The sequence below is a fragment of the Streptomyces sp. NPDC003456 genome (genome assembly GCF_042878735.1).
Classification (GTDB): Bacteria; Actinomycetota; Actinomycetes; order Streptomycetales; family Streptomycetaceae; genus Streptomyces.
This window is the reverse complement of the sequence record NZ_JBIAOK010000002.1, coordinates 559,325-574,241: the sequence shown is the minus strand read 5'-3', so window position 1 is coordinate 574,241 and position 14,917 is coordinate 559,325. Positions and strand designations below refer to the sequence as shown.

Below are 14,917 nucleotides of genomic sequence, written 5' to 3'. Positions count from 1 at the left end.
AGTCCACCGACACCCTGGAGAGGGTCATGAGTCTGTTGCGCGTGCTCGGCCGCCCCATGCTGGCCTCGATGTTCCTGGCGGGCGGGGTGAACTCCGTCCGCGATCCGAAGCAGGTCGCCGACGCCGCCGAGCCGGTCGTCAAACCCGTCACCGACCGGGTGTCCGTGCTGCCGGACCGGACCGAGCAGGCCGTCCGGCTGAACGGCGCGGTGCAGGTGGTGGCCGGGCTGATGCTGGCCACCGGGCGCATGCCCCGGCCCGCCGCGCTGGCCATCGCGGCCACGCTGGTGCCCACGACACTGGCCGGGCACCGGTTCTGGGAGACGAAGGACCCGGAGGAACGAGCCCAGCAGCGCATCCACTTCCTCAAGAACATGTCCATGCTGGGCGGCCTGCTCATCGCGGCCGACGACACCGGCTCCCGCCCCTCGCTGCTGTGGCGCGGCACCCACGCCGCCCGCGGGGTGCGGCGCGACGCGGGCCTGGTGCGGCGTTCGGTGCGCGCCACCGCCCGCCCGGCCGCGACCGCGAGCCGGGTCCGGGCCAAGCTCCCCGTCTGAGCGGCCCCGGCGGGGCGGCGAGCACGCGTTAGCCGCCGGGGGCCGAGGGGACCCGAGGGCAGGAGGTGAAGGACATGGGACACGGAGGAAACGTCATCGACGAGCTGGTGACCGACCACCGCGAGGTCGAGGAGATGTTCGGCAGGATCGAGGCCCTGCCGCCCGGCCACGAGGACCGCAAGGTCTACGCGGACAAGGTCACCATGGAGCTCGTACGGCACTCGGTGGCCGAGGAGGCCTACCTCTACCCGGCCGTGCGCGAGCACGTGACCGGCGGGGACGCCCTCGCCGACCGGGAACTGCAGGACCACGCCACGGCCGAGCAGATCATGAAGGACCTGGAGGGCTGCGACGCGGGCGACGCCGAGTTCGACCGGCTCGTCACCCGGCTGATGAGCGAGATCCGCGCGCACATCGCCGACGAGGAGGGCAACCTCTTCCCGGCGCTGCGCGCGGTCTGCCCGCCGGAGGCGCTGGACGAGCTGGGTGAGAAGGTCCGCAAGGCCAAGAAGACCGCCCCGACCAGGCCCCACCCGGCCGCCCCCGACAGGCCTCCGGCGAACAAGCTGCTCAACCCGGGCGCCGGCATGGTCGACCGGCTCCGGGACGCCCTGTCCGGCCGGGGCAAGTCCGACTAGCGCATCCGCATCCGAGAAGGGCCCGTCGCCGCGGCGACGGGCCCTTCTCCGTGCCTGTGGCCGCCATCACGTGGAGTGACTTCTCCGAGGGGCATGATCGTCGACTGTGATCAACCCCACGCGGGTCCCCAAAGGGTCGCGGGGCGCGGGTGGTTGGGACCCGCGCGGGCAGCCGGCGGCGTCAGGGCGGACGGACCGGGGGTCGCCCTCTGTCACGATGGTCCGCGCCGTGACCCGGCCAGGGGAGCCACCGCGCAGCGCGGCCGGTGCTCCCGCTCCCCGCCCTCCTCCCGCCGGGCCCCCGACATCTCCTGCGAGTTCCGTCCTGTGTCTTCGTCGCTCTCCCCTGCCCAGTCCGCGTCCCGTTCGCCCTGGCGTTCGCTGAGGTACCGCAGCATGCGCTGGTGGTCCGCCGCGAACTTCGTGTCGAACGCCGGCACCTGGATGCAGCTCACCGTGCAGAACCTGCTCGTCCTGCAGATCACCGGCTCCGCGGCCGCGACCGGGCTGTCCATGTCGGTGCAGGCCGCGCCCGCGCTGCTGATCAGCGTGTTCGGCGGCGCCGCCGTCGACCGGTGGCCCCGCAGGCTGACGGCCGCCGTGAGCCAGGCGCTGCTCGGGACGATCGCGTTCACCACGGCCGTCCTCGTGGCGCTGGACCGGATCGACATGACCTCGCTGATGGTGCTGGCCGCGCTGACGGGTGTCGTCGCCACCGTCGACAGCCCCGCGTGCGCGCTCCTCGGCAACGACCTCGTCCCGCCGGAGGACGTCCCCTCGGCCATCGGGGTCGGGGCGCTGGTGCACCAGGCGGGCCGGCTCGTCGGCGCGGCGCTGGCCGGAGTGGCGGTCGGGTTCCTCGGCACGTCCGCCGCGTACTTCGCCAACGGCCTGTCCTTCCTGTTCGTGGCCTCGGTGATCCCGTTCCTGCGCCCGGCGCCCGGTGCGGTGCGGCAGGCCGCCCAGGGCCCGGCCGCCGGGGACGAGCCCTCCGCCGGCCTCACCGTGCGGGAGGGCCTGGCCTTCTTCGCCCGCCGGCCGCGGCTGGTCGCGCTCGCCGGGGTGACCGGGATCAGCGCGGTGTTCGGCCGCAACTACGGCCTCACCCTGGCCGTGCTGGTGACCGGGCCGCTCGCGGGGGGCGCCGGCTCGTTCGGCACGGTGTCGACCGTGCTCGCCCTCGGCGGCATCCTCGGCGCGGTGCTCGGCGCCCGGCTGCGGCGTCCGTCGGTCCGGCTGGTGGGGGCCCTGGCCGCGACGGGTGCGCTGCTGCAGGTGGTGGCGGGTCTGTCGCCGTCGCTGGCGGTGCTGATCGTGCTGGTGCTGCCGATGGCGGTCGTGGAGTCCGTCTCCGACACCGCCGGCACCTCCGTGCTGCAGACCGACCCGCCCGCCCATCTGCGCGGCCGCGTGCTGGGCGTGTGGGGCAGCATCGGCACGGTGTGGGGCCTGGGCGGCCCGCCCGCGCTGGGTCTGCTGATGGAGCTGGCCGGGGCGCGCGGCGCCCTCGTCGTCGGCGGGCTGATCATCGCCGGTTCGATCGGCGCCGGGTACCTGCTGCGGCAGCGCCGGGCCCTGGCGCCGGTGGTCCTGCGCAAGGAACAGGACGACCTGCCGGGCCGCCCGGCCCTGAGCACGGCGGCCTGAGGGAGCGGCCGGGCCCGCCCGGCAGCGGCGGGACCGTCCGTGGACGGGTCCGGCCGGTGCCGGGGGCCGGCTCGGTGCTCTCGTACGGATCCGCCGTGCCGGGGTTCAGGACCCGGACGGACGGAGCGCGGTCGAGGCGGCCTTCGCCGCCCTGCGGGCCAGCAGGGTCGTGGAGCGGCCGTCCAGGTACGGCAGGACCACCGCCTGGCCGCCCCAGGTGCGCAGCACCTCCGCCTCGGGCAGGTCCTGCACCGAGTAGTCGCCGCCCTTGACCCAGACGTCGGGCCGCAGCCGGGCCAGGACCTCCTTAGGGGTGTCCTCCTCGAACACCGCGACGGCGTCCACGCTGCCGAGCGCGGCCAGCACCCGGGCCCGGTCGGCCGCCGGGTTGAACGGACGGCCCGGGCCCTTGCGGCGGGCGACGGAGGCATCGGAGTTCAGGCACACGATCAGGCAGTCGCCGATGCGCCGGGCGCTCTCCAGCAGCCCGACGTGACCGGCGTGCACCAGGTCGAAGCAGCCGCCGGTGGCGACGACGGTGCCGCCGCGGGCGCGGACGCTCTCCGCGAGGGCGAACGGGTCCGAGGCGGGGTCGCCGGCGGGAGCCGGCACCGGCTCGGTGCGCCACAGGGCGGGGTTGCCCGCCCCGCCCGCAGCGACGAACGCCGCCGCCTCGGCGACGGCCCGTTGCAGGGCCTCCTCGGGGAGCAGCCCGTCGGCGAGGGCCGCCGCCGTCGTCGCCGCGAAGCAGTCGCCCGCCCCGCACGGGTCGCCGTCGGCCCGGTAGGGCACGGGGACGAGCATCGGCGTGGTGGACCCGGGCCGGGTGAGCAGGACACCGCGTTCGCCGAGGGTGACGGCGACACCGGCGGCGCGCCACAGCTCGGCCAGGTGCGCGCCCCGCTCGGCGTAGGCGCCCAGGGACGTGTCGCCGGAGCCGGGGTGCAGGGCCCGGGCCTCCGCCGCGTTGGGGGTGACCAGACGCGCCCCGGGCACGGGCGGGTCGCCCTTGGGGTGCGGGTCCCACACCAGGGGCGTGCGGCGCGCGACCTCCTCCAGGAGCGGGCGCAGCGCGCCCGCGGTGCGGCGGCCGTAGTCGGCGACGAGGACGGCCCGGGCGTGGGAGAGCGCCTCGCGCACCGCGTCGCCCGGCTCGCCCGGGGTGCCGCCGCCGCGGTCGATGCGGACGACGGGGCGGCCGTCCGCCAGGACGCGGGTCTTGACCGGAAGGGTACCGTTCAGCGGGATCTCCAGCAGCCGGACCCGGTCGCGCAGGTCGCGGCGTACGGCCTCGCTGGCCTCGTCGTCGCCGAGGGCGGTCACCAGGACCACGTCCCGGCCGCCGCGCGCGGCCAGCGCCGCGGCCAGGCCCGCGCCGCCGGGGTGGCGCCGGTCGCCGGTGACGTCGACGACGGGGGCGGGGGCGTCCGGCGCGAGGCGCGTCGCGACGCCCTCGATGTCCTCGTCGAGGAGGACGTCGCCGACGACGGCGAGGGGTTTCGGGCCGGTCATGAGGTGCTCCCGCGGGTGAGGACGGTGCGCCGGGCCAGGGGCGTGGAGACGGCCGTGTCGAAGCACTCGCACAGCAGGTGGACGGCGACGAGGTGGGTCTCCTGGACGTTGGCGCTGCTGTCGGCGTCGACGCACAGCGCCTCGTCGGCGGCCTCCGCCAGCGGGTTGGGGCCAGGGCCCGTGAGGGCCCAGACGCGCAGACCGGCCTGGCGGGCGGTCACGGCGGCGGCGAGGAGGTTGGCGCTGCGGCCCGAGGTGGACAGCAGCATCAGGACGTCGCCGGGGCGGCCGTGCGCGGCGACCTGGCGGGCGTACACCTGGTCGAAGCCGTAGTCGTTGCCGATGGCGGTCACGCTGGAGGTCTCGGCGTGCAGGGAGATCGCCGAGTAGGCGCGGCGTTCGCGGCGGTAGCGGCCGACGAGCTCGGCGGTGAGGTGCTGGGCCTGGGCGGCGCTGCCGCCGTTGCCCGCGGCGAGCAGCCGGCCGCCGCCGCCGAGGACGTCGGCGAGCCGGCCGCCCCACTCGGCGACGCGGTCCAGGCCGTCCCGGCGGAACCGGCCGAGGGCCTCCTCCAGTGACCGGCAGTGCAGACGGGCGGCGTCGAGACCGGACTGTGCGGGGGATTCGCTCATGCGGATCGGGCGCACCGCCGTGCGGTGACGGCGGAGGACCCACACCTCCTTCGGGCGGTAGGCGGGTCGGGCGGGGTTCAGCCGGCGCCGGTGGCCGCGGACTCGGTGTCGAGGACCGCGCAGTAGGCGGCCTCGGTCGCCGCGGCGACCTGGCTCCAGCCGAAGCGGCTGAGGACCCGGCGGCGGCCGGCCGCCCCGCAGGCGGCACGGCCCGCCGGGTCGGCGAGCAGCCCGGCGACGGCGCGGGCCAGGGCCTCGGGGTCGCGCGGCGGCACCAGCCGGCCCGTGGCGGGGTCGGCGACGGTGTCCAGCTGGCCGCCGACCGCGCTCGCCACGACGGGCACGCCGCAGGCCATGGCCTCCAGCGGGACGATGCCGAACGGCTCGTAGTCGGCGGGGCACACCACCACGTCGGCCGAGCGCAGCAGCGCCGGAACGTCCCGGCTGGAGACGGCGCCGGCGAAGCGGACCCGGTCGGCGACGCCGGCGTCCCGGGCGATGCCGCGCAGCCGCCGCACCTCCGGGTCGTCGTCGAGCCGGTCCGCGGGCGGGCCGCCGACGACGACCAGCTCGGTCTCGGGGAGCCGGGCGAGCGCGGCGACGGTCACCGCGGCGCCCTTGCGGGGCACGAGCCGGCCCAGTTGCAGCAGCCGGTACGGGTACGGCCCGCGGGGCACCGCCGGGCCCCTGGGCGTGAAGCGTTCGGTGTCGACGCCGCACGGCACGACGGTGACCTTGTGCGGCGGGACGCCCATGCGGGCCAGTTCATGCACCTCGTCGCGGCAGGTGGCGACAACCCGGTCGCAGCCCCGTCCGATCTCGATCTCGCCCGGGATGCGCTCGGGCGGGCTGGTGTCGGCCAGCCGCTGGTGCCGTCGCTTCACGGTGCCGAGGGCGTGGTAGGTGTGCAGCAGCGGCAGCCCGTGCTCGCGGGCGGCGTGCATCGAGGCGAGGCCGGACATCCAGTAGTGGGAGTGCACCAGGTCGGGGGCGCGGGTGCGCCAGCTGCGGGCGAGGTGGCGGCCGAACGCGTCCATGTGCGGCAGCAGTTCGTCCTTCGGCAGGGCCTCGGCCGGCCCGGCGGGCACGTGGTGCACCTCCACGCCGTCGCGCAGCCGCACCCGGGCGGGCAGGTCGGGCGAGTCGCGGCGGGTGTAGACGGTGACGAGGTGGCCGCGGTCGGCGAGGGCGCCCGCGAGGCTGGCCACGTGGACGTTCTGGCCTCCGGCGTCGACCCCGCCGAGCGCGGCGAGGGGGCTGGCGTGCTCGGAGACCAGGGCGATCGCGAGGGCGCCCGGGTCGAGACCGTCCCCGCCGAGGGGTCCGGTGGGGAAAGGGCTGAGGGACGGGGTCATGAGCACACCTCCGTGATCAGTCGCTCCCAGTCGGCCAGGAAGCGCTTGAGCCCGTAGCGTTCGAGGGCCGCCTGCCGGGCGCGGGCCCCGTCGGCCGCCGCCGCCTCGGGTTCGTGCAGGTAGTGGCGTGCGGTCCGGGCCAGGACCTCGGGGCGGGTGGACAGGGCGCCCGCGCCGGGCGGGACGGCCTCGACCGCCTCGGTGGTGGCGAGCGCCAGGACGGGCATGCCGAGGTGCATGGCCTCCAGCAGCGACAGCCCGAGCGAGGTCCAGCGCACCGGGTGCAGGTACATGCGGCGTTCGGCCATGGCCGCGTGCAGTTCGCTCTGGGGCAGGTCGGCGGCGGTGCACCGCTCGGGCGGCAGGCCGAGGTGGGCGGCCAGGCCGGCGGTGCCCATGCCGAAGACGTCGACCGGCACCGCCTCGGTCAGTCCCGGCAGCAGGTCGGTCCCGGTGTACCGGCCGCGCCGCACGGGTTCGTTGACGACGACGGCCGCGCGGGCGAGCCGGCCGGTGTAGCGGTGGCCGGGGTCGACGATGCCGTGCTCGATCACCTCGGTGCGGGTGGTGCCGCACTCCCAGAACAGCCGGTTGAAGTGGGTGACGTGCACGAGTGTCAGATCGGCGCGGTCGGCGCACGGGTGGCGGGTGTCCGGCACGTCGCCGTCGGGCGCGTTGTGCTCCAGGTACACGGCGGGCACGTCCCGGCCGGGGCGACGGCCGCCCAGCCAGCGTTCGGCCAGCTCGCTCTCGTGCGGGCGCTGCAGCAGCACCAGGTCGACCGGTGCGTCCCGGAGCTGCTGCGGGGTGACCTCGCGGACGGACGCGGGCCAGGAGAAGGTCCGGGCCCGTCCGAGGCCGTCCGGGTCGCGGCCCGGGGTGACGGGGACGAGGTAGGTGTGCGGTCCCTGGACGAAGGCGGTCGTCCAGGAACCGTGCACGTGCCACAGCAGGATGTTCATACGGTCGCTCCTCGCTCCGTCTGTTCTCCCTGGCCGGCGGGGTGGTCCGTGAGGGTCGCGACGGCCGCGAGCACCTCGGCGTCGCCGATCGCGTCCAGGCAGGGGTGTCCGGGCACGGGGCAGTGCCGCGCCCTGGTGTCCGCGCACGGGGCCCGCCGGTCGCCGAGCAGGACGTGCGGCACGCCGTGGGGGGCCCACCGTTCGGCGGGCACGACGGGCGCGAAGAGGCTGACCACGGGCGTACCCACGGCCGCGGCGAGGTGGGCCGGGCCGGTGTTGCCGGCCACGACGACGTTCGCGCCGGCCAGCACCCCGGCGAGTTCCGGGAGGTCGGTGGCGCCGCCCAGGTCCTGGGCGTGCCGTCCCGCGACCCGTGCGGTCAGCTCGCGTTCGGCGCGCCCACCGGTGACGACGACCCGGTGCCCGGCGGCGGACAGTGCGGCCACGGCCTGCGCGGCCCGTCCGGGCGTCCAGGCGCGGGCCGGCACGGCGGCGCCCGGGTGGACGACGACGTACGGATCGGTCCCGGTGAGGTGGTCCGTGGGCGGTGGCGGCGTCACCGCGAGGGCGCCGTCGTCGCCGTCGGGCAGGGCGAAGCCGGCGGCGTGCGCCAGGTCCAGCGCGGCCAGCACCTCGTGGCGGTGCGGCAGCCTGCGGTGCCTGAGGTCGAGCAGGGCCCCCGGGTAGTCCTCGCTGTCCGCGCCGGTCCAGCCGACTCCGGCCAGCTTCAGCAGCAGGGCGATCGGCAGAGGACTCTGGTGGTAGGACACCAGCACCAGGGCCCGGTCGAAGCGGCCGGCGGTGAGCGCGCGCATCAGCTCGCGGGTCGCCGCCCGGCTGACCGCCGGCGGTTCCAGCCCGACCCAGGGGGCGTCGTGCACCAGCACGTCGTCCACGCCGGGCAGCATCCGCCCGGCCGCCGCGCCCTGGGGCCCGCACAGCAGCGCCGTGTGCGAGGACCCGGCGGCGACGGCCCGCACGGCGGGACCCGCCAGCAGGACGTCCCCGGCACTGTCCAGGCGCACGACGAGGGTGCGGGGCCTGCGGTCGCGCGGGAACAGGGGGGTCATCGCGCCTCCTCGGCCGGCAGGCCCGCGAGGTGGCCGGCCGCTCGGCGCAGGGGGCCGTCCGGGTCGAGCACGAGGCGTACCGCCGTCAGCAGGTCCGGGGCCGTGTGGTCGGCCTCCTCGGTCTCCTCGGCCAGGGTGACCGGGGTGGGGACCAGGACCCCGTGGGCGCCCGCCGCCCGGGCGGCCCGTACGTCGGCGCCGATGTCGCCGACGACGACCGTGTGCCGCGGGGGGACGCCGAGGTGGCGGCACGCGGCCAGGACCAGGCCCGGAGCCGGTTTGCGGCAGCCGCAGCCCTCCCCCGGCCCGTGCGGGCACACGGCCCAGACGGCGAACGGCCCCAGCAGCTGCTCCACGCGCACGCGGACGTCCTCCACCTGGCGCCGGGTCAGCAGCCCCCGGGCCACGCCCGACTGGTTGGTGACGACTCCGACGGGCACCCCGGCGGCGCGCACGGCGTCCACGGCCTCGCGCGCCCCCGGCAGCGGCGCGACGCGCGCCGGGTCGCCGTTGTAGGGGACGTCGGCGACGAGCGTGCCGTCCCGGTCGAAGAGGACGGCCGCCGGGAGCAGGCCCGGGCCGCGCGGGGGCCGCCGCGCGGCGGGGGCCTGCGGGGAGGTGAGCAGCCAGGGGCCGGCGGTGCGGGTCACGACCGCTGCCGTTCCCTGGCCGTGGGACGGGACGGGGTCGCGGGCTCGCCCGCGCCGGGCGGGACGAGCGGACCGGCGTTGCGGTGCTCGATCCGGCCGCGCAGCCAGTGCCAGGTGGCGGCGGGCGGCACGAGCGCGCTGGTCGCGGCCATGGTGAGGACCTCCTCGCGGGTGCCCGGGCCGGGCAGGATGCGGGCGAGGGTGAACTCCGCGGTGCCGGCCAGCCATGCCCCGGCGCACACCGCGGCCGCCCGGTGCCGGCCCAGCAGGGTGCAGCCGAGCGCGGTGACGGCGGCCCCCGTCACCGCCAAGTGCAGCGGCAGCCGTCCGCGGGCGGCTCCGGCCCGGCGCCACCAGTGGCGGCCGTGCAGCCGGGTCATCAGCACGTCGTCGGCGTTGCCGGCCTGGAGGCGGACCGAGATCCAGCGCCCGGCGGGGCGCACCGGGTGGGTGGTGGTGCGCCGGCCCGTGGTGAGGGTCCAGCCCGCGTCCAGCACGCGCAGGGCCAGGTCGGCGTCCTCGCGGAAGGCGCGCCGGAAGCGTTCGTCGAACCCGCCGACGGCCATCAGGGCCGCCCGGCGGTAGGCCATGTCGGCGGTGATCCAGCGGGCCCCGGCGAGTCCGGCGGTGTTGCGCTCCCAGTCGGTGGGGCGGCGGTCGCGGGGCAGGGGCACCTCGATGTGGGCGGTGATCGCGGCGGTCCGCCCGGTGGCGGTCGCCAGGTCGAGGGTGAGGTCGTCGCCCCAGGTGGGGCCGGGGACGACGTCGTCGTCGAGGAACACGATCCAGGGCACCTCGCCCGCCGCGCGCCAGCCGAGGTTGCGCGCGGCGGCGGGTCCGCGCGCCCCGCCGGGCACGACGATCGTGCGCGCGCGCAGGGCCGGCGGGACGTCGGCGGTGAGGGGCACCCGGGAGGCGTCGGGCCGGTCGTCGACGAGGACGACCCGGACCGGCCCGGGCCCGGTCGCCTCGGCGAGGGCGTGCAGGCACGTGCCGAGGCTGGGCCGGCCGAGGGTCGGGATGACGACGGCGTAGGCGGCGTCGTGGGCCGGCCGGCCGGAGTCGGTCATCGCGGGCCTCCGGCGTCGTCGCTGCGGGAGTCGGTGCGGAACAGGTCGCCGCGCCGGATCGCGTACGGGCCGATGGCCAGCAGGTCGACGGGTGAGGAGCCGAAGCACTCCAGGGCGTCGCGCGGGTCGTCGACCATGGGCCGGCCGGCCGTGTTGAGGCTTGTGTTGACGACGACCGGCAGCCCGGTGAGGCGCTCGAACTCCTCGAGCATGCGGGCGACGAGCGGCTCGCGCTCCCGGTCCACGGTCTGGATCCGGGCCGTTCCGTCGACGTGGACGACGGCGGGGATGCGGTCCCGCCAGGCCGGGTCGACGTCGTGCACGAACAGCATGTAGGGGCTGGGCAGCGGGCCGTCGAAGATGCCGGCGGCCCGTTCGGCCAGCACCATCGGCGCGACGGGCCGGAACTGCTCGCGTCCCTTGACGTCGTTGAGCCGTTCCAGGTTCCCGGCGTGGCCCGGGTGGGCCAGCAGGGAGCGGTGGCCGAGGGCGCGCGGGCCGTACTCGGAGCGGCCCTGGAACCAGGCGACGATCCCGTTGTCGGCGAGGGCCCGGGCGACGGTGGCGGCGATGTCCGCCGGGCGGTCGAAGGGCACGGCCGCGGTCTTGAGCCAGGCGCCGAGTTCCGCGTCGGACCAGTCGCGGCCGAGGTCGGCGCCGGTCATGGCCTGCGGCATGTCCCCTTCGCGCGCGGACAGCAGCAGGGCGCCGCCGAGGGCGGTGCCCGCGTCGCCGGCGGCCGGCTGCACCCACACGCGGGAGAACGGTCCCTCGCGGGCGATGCGGGAGTTGGCGACGCAGTTCAGGGCGACTCCGCCGGCCAGGGTGAGCACCCGGTCGTGGGTGCGGCCGTGCAGCCAGCGCACCAGGTCGAGCAGGGTCTCCTCCAGGACGGCCTGGGCGCCGGCGGCGACGTCGGCGTGGTCCTGCGTCCACGGCTCGTCGGCTCCCCGGGGCGCGCACAGCTCGTGCCAGGGCACGCCGGAGGCGTGGAAGCCGCCGTCGCCGGTCGGATACACGTGGCGGCGCAGTTCGGCGAGCATGCGCGGTCTGCCGTGCGAGGCGAGGGCCATCACCTTGAACTCGTCGGAGGAGCGCAGGAAGCCGAGGTGTTCGGTCAGTTCCTCGTAGACGAGGCCCAGCGAGTGCGGCAGGTCCTGCGCGTACAGGGCTTCGAGCCGGTCGCCCACGCGGCGTGCGGCCAGGTGGGAGGCGCGCTCGCCGCGGCCGTCGAGGACCAGCACGGAGGAGTCGCCGGCGTCGGGGGCGGCGAAGGCGCCGGAGGCGGCGTGGGCCATGTGGTGCGGCACGAAGCGGACCCGGCCGGCGTCGAGGCCGGGCAGGGCGGTGCTCAGGAAGCCGGGAGCCTCACGGGCGTAGGTCAGCCGCAGGTGGTCCCAGGGGTCGTCCAGGCCCATGTCACCGGCGGGCCGGGCGAGTTCCGGGTCGAAGGAGTAGGCGACCGCGTCGAGGTCCTGCGGACGCAGCCCGGCCCGTTTCAGACACCAGGCGGCGGCCTTCTCGGGCAGTTCCCACGCGGAGAACGGCAGCGGTCGCTTGCCGTGCTTGCGCCGGGAGAACCGCTCCTCCTCCGCGGCGGCGACGGTCCGCCCGTCGATGACGAGGGCGGCGGCGGGGTCGTGGAAGAGGGCGTTGATTCCGAGGATGCGCATGACAGGCGGGCCTTTCGGCGGTGGGGGCGGGTCCGGAGGCGGCGGGGGGCTGCCCGGGCGGGCTCAGGCGTCCGCTTCGTGCTCGCGGAACCAGGCGATGGTGCGCCGCAGCCCTTCCTCGGCGCGCACCCGCGGCTCCCAGCCGAGCTTGTCGCGGGCCAGGGTGATGTCCGGGCAGCGCACGGCCGGGTCGTCCACCGGGCGTTCGATGTAGCGGATCTCGGAGGGGGACCCGGCGAGTTCGACGACGAGCCGTGCCAGGTCGAGCATGGTGATCTCGCCGGGGTTGCCGATGTTGACCGGCCCGCGCATGCCGTGGGCGGCCGCGGCGAGGATGCCGCGCACGGTGTCGTCGACGAAGCACAGCGACCGGGTCTGCCGGCCGTCGCCGGTCACGGTGAGGGGCTCGCCGGCCAGGGCCTGCCGCACGAAGGTCGGCACGGCGCGTCCGTCGTGGCCGCGCATCCGCGGGCCGTAGGTGTTGAACAGCCGCACGATGCAGGTGTCGGTGCCGTGCGTCTCGGCGTGGGCGGTGGTCAGCGCCTCACCGAAGCGCTTGGCCTCGTCGTAGACGCTGCGCGGGCCCACGGGGTTGACGTTGCCCCAGTAGCGCTCGTCCTGCGGGTTCTGCTGCGGGTCGCCGTACACCTCCGAGGTCGAGGCCAGGACGAAGCGGGCTTCGGCGGTGTGGGCGAGCTCCAGGGCGTTGCGGGTGCCGAGGCTGCCGGTCTCCATGGTGTGCAGCGGCAGCCGCAGGTAGTCCGCCGGGGACGCCGGGGAGGCGAAGTGCAGTACGAGGTCCGGCGGGCGCTTGACGCGCAGGCCCTCGGCGACGTTCGCCTGCACCAGCGTGAAGCCGGGCCGTTCGAGCAGCGGCGTGATGTTCTCGGGGCGGCCGGTGCTGAAGTCGTCGACGCAGGTGACGTCCGCGCCCGCGTCCAGCAGGGCGGCGCACAGGTGGGAGCCGACGAACCCGGCGCCGCCGGTCACGACGGCGTGCTTCCAGTTCCGTGAGAAGGCGGTGGTCATGCGTCGGTTCCCTCCGTCGACGGCGGCACTGCCCGGCGCGACGCCCGCCGGGGACCGCGGGGTCCCGGGCCGTCGAGCCTGCGACCAGCGTCCGCCCGCGGCCCGGGTCCGGCACGGTCGCTTACGGCGAACCGGTGAATCACGCTGCGTGATCGAAGGGGCGCACCTCTTGTCGGCGCAGGTGGCGCGGGGTGGCCAGGTGCGCGGGGCGGTCCAGCCGGCAGCACGGGTTCCGACCGTGGAGCGGCCACGCCGGCAGGCGGCCGCCACCGGCGGACGCGGTGCGCCGCGAGCCCGGCGGGGGACGGCTCAGCCGATGAGTGTGCGGCCCGGGGCGAGGCGATCGGCCAGCTGCGCCCGGTGCAACTCGGCGACCGGAGCGACCAGGTCGGGGTGGCGCAGCAGCGCGGCGGCGCCGCGGTCGGTGTCGTCGGGGGCGACGAGGCGCCGGAACTCGGCCGGTGAGCCGTCGGTGTGGACCCCGTCGGCGAGCGCGGCCACCGCCCGGCCCGCCAGCTCCGGGTCGGCGAGGAGGCAGGCGGCCCAGCTGGCGACGACCTCGTCCACCCAGGTGCGCCAGGCGTGCGCGTCCTCGTCGGCGTCCGGGGACACGGGCGCACCGGTGATCCCGTCCAGCCGCCCGGAGCCGCCGGGGCCGGCGATGCCGACCAGGGCGACGTCCATCTCGGTGGGGTACCTCAGCCACGCCGCGACCGTGACGGCCTGGCGGGCCTGCACCTCGCACAGGGCGGAGGCCAGCGCTCCGCCGGAGGCGGGAAAGGCGCGGTTCAGCCACTGCGCGGTCGCCGCTATGACAGGGGAGAGATCTGCGTGCACTGCCGGGCCGTCCGAACGAAGGGGGCGGGAACTGGTCGTAGACCGTAGCCGCCGCCTCGCCCGCCGGGACGTGACGCGGGCCTCCTGCGGACTGTGGCCTCGGCCACATCGAGGCAGCCGTGCGGGGCCCGCGCCGGTGACGGGGCGAGGGGGTACCGCCGACCGGCTGCACGTCCCGTTTCGGCGCGGCAGCGCGCGGGCACCCGGCCGCCGTGCACGGCCACCGAGTCGCGGGCCCCGCCCGGCCGTCGACGCGCATGCTGCGCTTCGACGGCTGGATCGCGGGCGTCGGCACGGCGTCGGGGGCACGTGCGGTGCTCGGCCACTGGGCGCGATCGCCGTTCGGGCCGTTCAGCGACGTGATGTTCGAGGGGGCCGACGGCAGGCGGCTGCTGCTGGCGCCCACGCGGGAGACGGCGGACTTCATCGCCGGGCTGTACGTCTTCGACGAGGTGCGGGTGGTGCCGGTGGACGTGCGGATCACCGGTCACCGGCACTGGTCCGTGACCGCCGCGCCGCTCGATCTGCGGTTCGGCACCGGCCGCCGGGGCCTGCCCGGCCTCGCGCTGCGTGCGGTGCCGGCCGGGCTCGCCACGCGCCCGGGGTGGATCGCCCTGTGGGACCGGCCGGCCCGGCTGCTCCTGGGGGCGGGCACCCACGGCAGCGTCCGGGCCGGGCGGCACCAGTGGTACGGCGCCCGGGACCTGCACCGGGTCACCTCGGCGACCGCCGCGTTCGACGGGGCGGACCTCGGCGGGCTCGCCCCCGTGGACCCGCCGGTACGGTTCGGCCCGGGGTCGACGCCCCGGAGTCCCTGCCTCGTGCGGGTCACCACGCAGGTGGCCGTGGCCCAGGACGGGTCGGCGGACGGCGGGAAGCCCGCGGCAGCGGATCCGTGAAGCACTGCGGGCCACCGGCCCGGCTCACCCGGGGCGGCGCCCGGGCGGCGCCGGGATCACCAGTAGCGGCTGCTCAGCGCGGGCTGATGGGCCAGTTCGACGGCGTCGCGCAACCGCAGGGCGACGCTGATGGTGGCGCGCAGCGCGGACGACGGGACGCTCTGGGCGGTCTCGGTGGCCAGGACCAGCAGGCAGGCGGCCGCCTGCTCGACCACCGACAGCGGCAGGACGAAGTCGCTGTCGGCCGCCGAGCGGAACGCCTTCAGCGGGACGGCGGCCCCGTCGATGGTCCGCTGCGCGGCCTGCTCCAGGTACTGGGCGGCCTGTTCGCAGACGGGGGCCGGCAGGGCGATGGTGCGCTGGAACGGTGAACTCGTCATGAC

Annotated in this window: 15 protein-coding genes; 4 read left to right on the top strand and 11 right to left on the bottom strand. The window is 76.7% G+C overall.

Going from position 1 to position 14,917, the window contains the following annotated elements; genetic code table 11:
- Window positions 1-26: 26 nt before the first annotated feature.
- The 3 genes from ACFYWG_RS08260 to ACFYWG_RS08250 all read left to right on the top strand — a co-directional run bounded on the left by ACFYWG_RS08260 (window position 27) and on the right by ACFYWG_RS08250 (window position 2,845).
- The gene (locus ACFYWG_RS08260; RefSeq protein ID WP_376333500.1) at window positions 27-560 is read left to right on the top strand and encodes a DoxX family protein; all 534 of its coding nucleotides are present in this window, start codon (window positions 27-29) and stop codon (window positions 558-560) included.
- A 74-nt stretch (window positions 561-634) separates the two neighbouring features.
- Window positions 635-1,198 (top strand): hemerythrin domain-containing protein, encoded by a 564-nt coding sequence (locus tag ACFYWG_RS08255; protein ID WP_389200030.1) that lies wholly within the window; start codon window positions 635-637, stop codon window positions 1,196-1,198.
- Between the two features lie 93 nt (window positions 1,199-1,291).
- The gene (locus ACFYWG_RS08250) at window positions 1,292-2,845 is read left to right on the top strand and encodes an MFS transporter (protein WP_385420178.1); all 1,554 of its coding nucleotides are present in this window, start codon (window positions 1,292-1,294) and stop codon (window positions 2,843-2,845) included.
- 105 nt (window positions 2,846-2,950) lie between these two features.
- Here the strand turns inward: ACFYWG_RS08250 and rfaE2 are convergent, their stop codons facing one another.
- From rfaE2 to ACFYWG_RS08200, 10 genes are all read right to left on the bottom strand, one after another.
- Window positions 2,951-4,357, bottom strand: a complete 1,407-nt coding sequence (rfaE2, locus tag ACFYWG_RS08245; protein WP_389200028.1) for a D-glycero-beta-D-manno-heptose 1-phosphate adenylyltransferase — start codon at window positions 4,355-4,357, stop codon at window positions 2,951-2,953.
- The gene (locus tag ACFYWG_RS08240) at window positions 4,354-4,989 is read right to left on the bottom strand and encodes an SIS domain-containing protein (protein WP_376333493.1); all 636 of its coding nucleotides are present in this window, start codon (window positions 4,987-4,989) and stop codon (window positions 4,354-4,356) included. Before ACFYWG_RS08240 ends, rfaE2 begins: the two co-directional genes overlap by 4 nt.
- 77 nt (window positions 4,990-5,066) lie before the next feature.
- The gene (locus tag ACFYWG_RS08235) at window positions 5,067-6,344 is read right to left on the bottom strand and encodes a glycosyltransferase (protein ID WP_389200026.1); all 1,278 of its coding nucleotides are present in this window, start codon (window positions 6,342-6,344) and stop codon (window positions 5,067-5,069) included.
- Entirely contained in the window at window positions 6,341-7,306 is a 966-nt protein-coding gene (locus ACFYWG_RS08230; RefSeq protein WP_385420170.1) for a glycosyltransferase, read from the bottom strand. The genes ACFYWG_RS08235 and ACFYWG_RS08230 overlap by 4 nt, the downstream gene beginning before the upstream one ends.
- Window positions 7,303-8,376, bottom strand: coding sequence for a glycosyltransferase family 9 protein (locus ACFYWG_RS08225; protein WP_383510628.1), 1,074 nt, complete (start codon window positions 8,374-8,376; stop codon window positions 7,303-7,305). Before ACFYWG_RS08225 ends, ACFYWG_RS08230 begins: the two co-directional genes overlap by 4 nt.
- Window positions 8,373-9,026 carry a D-glycero-alpha-D-manno-heptose-1,7-bisphosphate 7-phosphatase gene (locus ACFYWG_RS08220; RefSeq protein WP_389200023.1) on the bottom strand — a complete coding sequence of 218 codons (654 nt, stop codon included), beginning with the start codon at window positions 9,024-9,026 and terminating at the stop codon, window positions 8,373-8,375. Before ACFYWG_RS08220 ends, ACFYWG_RS08225 begins: the two co-directional genes overlap by 4 nt.
- Window positions 9,023-10,096 (bottom strand): glycosyltransferase family 2 protein, encoded by a 1,074-nt coding sequence (locus ACFYWG_RS08215; RefSeq protein ID WP_389200021.1) that lies wholly within the window; start codon window positions 10,094-10,096, stop codon window positions 9,023-9,025. Before ACFYWG_RS08215 ends, ACFYWG_RS08220 begins: the two co-directional genes overlap by 4 nt.
- Complete coding sequence (locus ACFYWG_RS08210; protein WP_383510634.1) at window positions 10,093-11,769, bottom strand: carbamoyltransferase; 1,677 nt, start codon at window positions 11,767-11,769, stop codon at window positions 10,093-10,095. Before ACFYWG_RS08210 ends, ACFYWG_RS08215 begins: the two co-directional genes overlap by 4 nt.
- Window positions 11,770-11,832: 63 nt before the next feature.
- Window positions 11,833-12,798: an NAD-dependent epimerase/dehydratase family protein gene (locus tag ACFYWG_RS08205; protein WP_385420163.1), complete on the bottom strand. Its 966-nt coding sequence runs from the start codon at window positions 12,796-12,798 to the stop codon at window positions 11,833-11,835.
- Between the two features lie 309 nt (window positions 12,799-13,107).
- The gene (locus tag ACFYWG_RS08200) at window positions 13,108-13,635 is read right to left on the bottom strand and encodes a hypothetical protein (protein ID WP_376333478.1); all 528 of its coding nucleotides are present in this window, start codon (window positions 13,633-13,635) and stop codon (window positions 13,108-13,110) included.
- A gap of 257 nt (window positions 13,636-13,892) precedes the next feature.
- Here ACFYWG_RS08200 and ACFYWG_RS08195 point away from each other — a divergent pair, with 257 nt between their 5' ends.
- Window positions 13,893-14,534, top strand: a complete 642-nt coding sequence (locus ACFYWG_RS08195) for a hypothetical protein (RefSeq protein WP_389200742.1) — start codon at window positions 13,893-13,895, stop codon at window positions 14,532-14,534.
- Between the two features lie 56 nt (window positions 14,535-14,590).
- Here ACFYWG_RS08195 and ACFYWG_RS08190 read toward each other — a convergent pair whose 3' ends face one another.
- Window positions 14,591-14,914 carry a hypothetical protein gene (locus tag ACFYWG_RS08190; RefSeq protein WP_376333476.1) on the bottom strand — a complete coding sequence of 108 codons (324 nt, stop codon included), beginning with the start codon at window positions 14,912-14,914 and terminating at the stop codon, window positions 14,591-14,593.
- Between the last annotated feature and the right edge of the window lie 3 nt (window positions 14,915-14,917).

What these genes read in the sequence shown, in the direction of transcription:
- ACFYWG_RS08225 (WP_383510628.1), bottom strand. Translation starts at nt 8,376, where the DNA reads ATGACCCCCCTGTTCCCGCGCGACCGCAGGCCCCGCACCCTCGTCGTG.
- ACFYWG_RS08190 (WP_376333476.1), bottom strand. Translation starts at nt 14,914, where the DNA reads ATGACGAGTTCACCGTTCCAGCGCACCATCGCCCTGCCGGCCCCCGTC.
- ACFYWG_RS08205 (WP_385420163.1), bottom strand. Translation starts at nt 12,798, where the DNA reads ATGACCACCGCCTTCTCACGGAACTGGAAGCACGCCGTCGTGACCGGC.
- ACFYWG_RS08260 (WP_376333500.1), top strand. Translation starts at nt 27, where the DNA reads ATGAGTCTGTTGCGCGTGCTCGGCCGCCCCATGCTGGCCTCGATGTTC.
- ACFYWG_RS08235 (WP_389200026.1), bottom strand. Translation starts at nt 6,344, where the DNA reads ATGACCCCGTCCCTCAGCCCTTTCCCCACCGGACCCCTCGGCGGGGAC.
- ACFYWG_RS08230 (WP_385420170.1), bottom strand. Translation starts at nt 7,306, where the DNA reads ATGAACATCCTGCTGTGGCACGTGCACGGTTCCTGGACGACCGCCTTC.
- ACFYWG_RS08210 (WP_383510634.1), bottom strand. Translation starts at nt 11,769, where the DNA reads ATGCGCATCCTCGGAATCAACGCCCTCTTCCACGACCCCGCCGCCGCC.
- ACFYWG_RS08250 (WP_385420178.1), top strand. Translation starts at nt 1,292, where the DNA reads ATGATCGTCGACTGTGATCAACCCCACGCGGGTCCCCAAAGGGTCGCG.
- rfaE2 (WP_389200028.1), bottom strand. Translation starts at nt 4,357, where the DNA reads ATGACCGGCCCGAAACCCCTCGCCGTCGTCGGCGACGTCCTCCTCGAC.
- ACFYWG_RS08215 (WP_389200021.1), bottom strand. Translation starts at nt 10,096, where the DNA reads ATGACCGACTCCGGCCGGCCGGCCCACGACGCCGCCTACGCCGTCGTC.
- ACFYWG_RS08240 (WP_376333493.1), bottom strand. Translation starts at nt 4,989, where the DNA reads ATGAGCGAATCCCCCGCACAGTCCGGTCTCGACGCCGCCCGTCTGCAC.
- ACFYWG_RS08195 (WP_389200742.1), top strand. Translation starts at nt 13,893, where the DNA reads ATGCTGCGCTTCGACGGCTGGATCGCGGGCGTCGGCACGGCGTCGGGG.
- ACFYWG_RS08255 (WP_389200030.1), top strand. Translation starts at nt 635, where the DNA reads ATGGGACACGGAGGAAACGTCATCGACGAGCTGGTGACCGACCACCGC.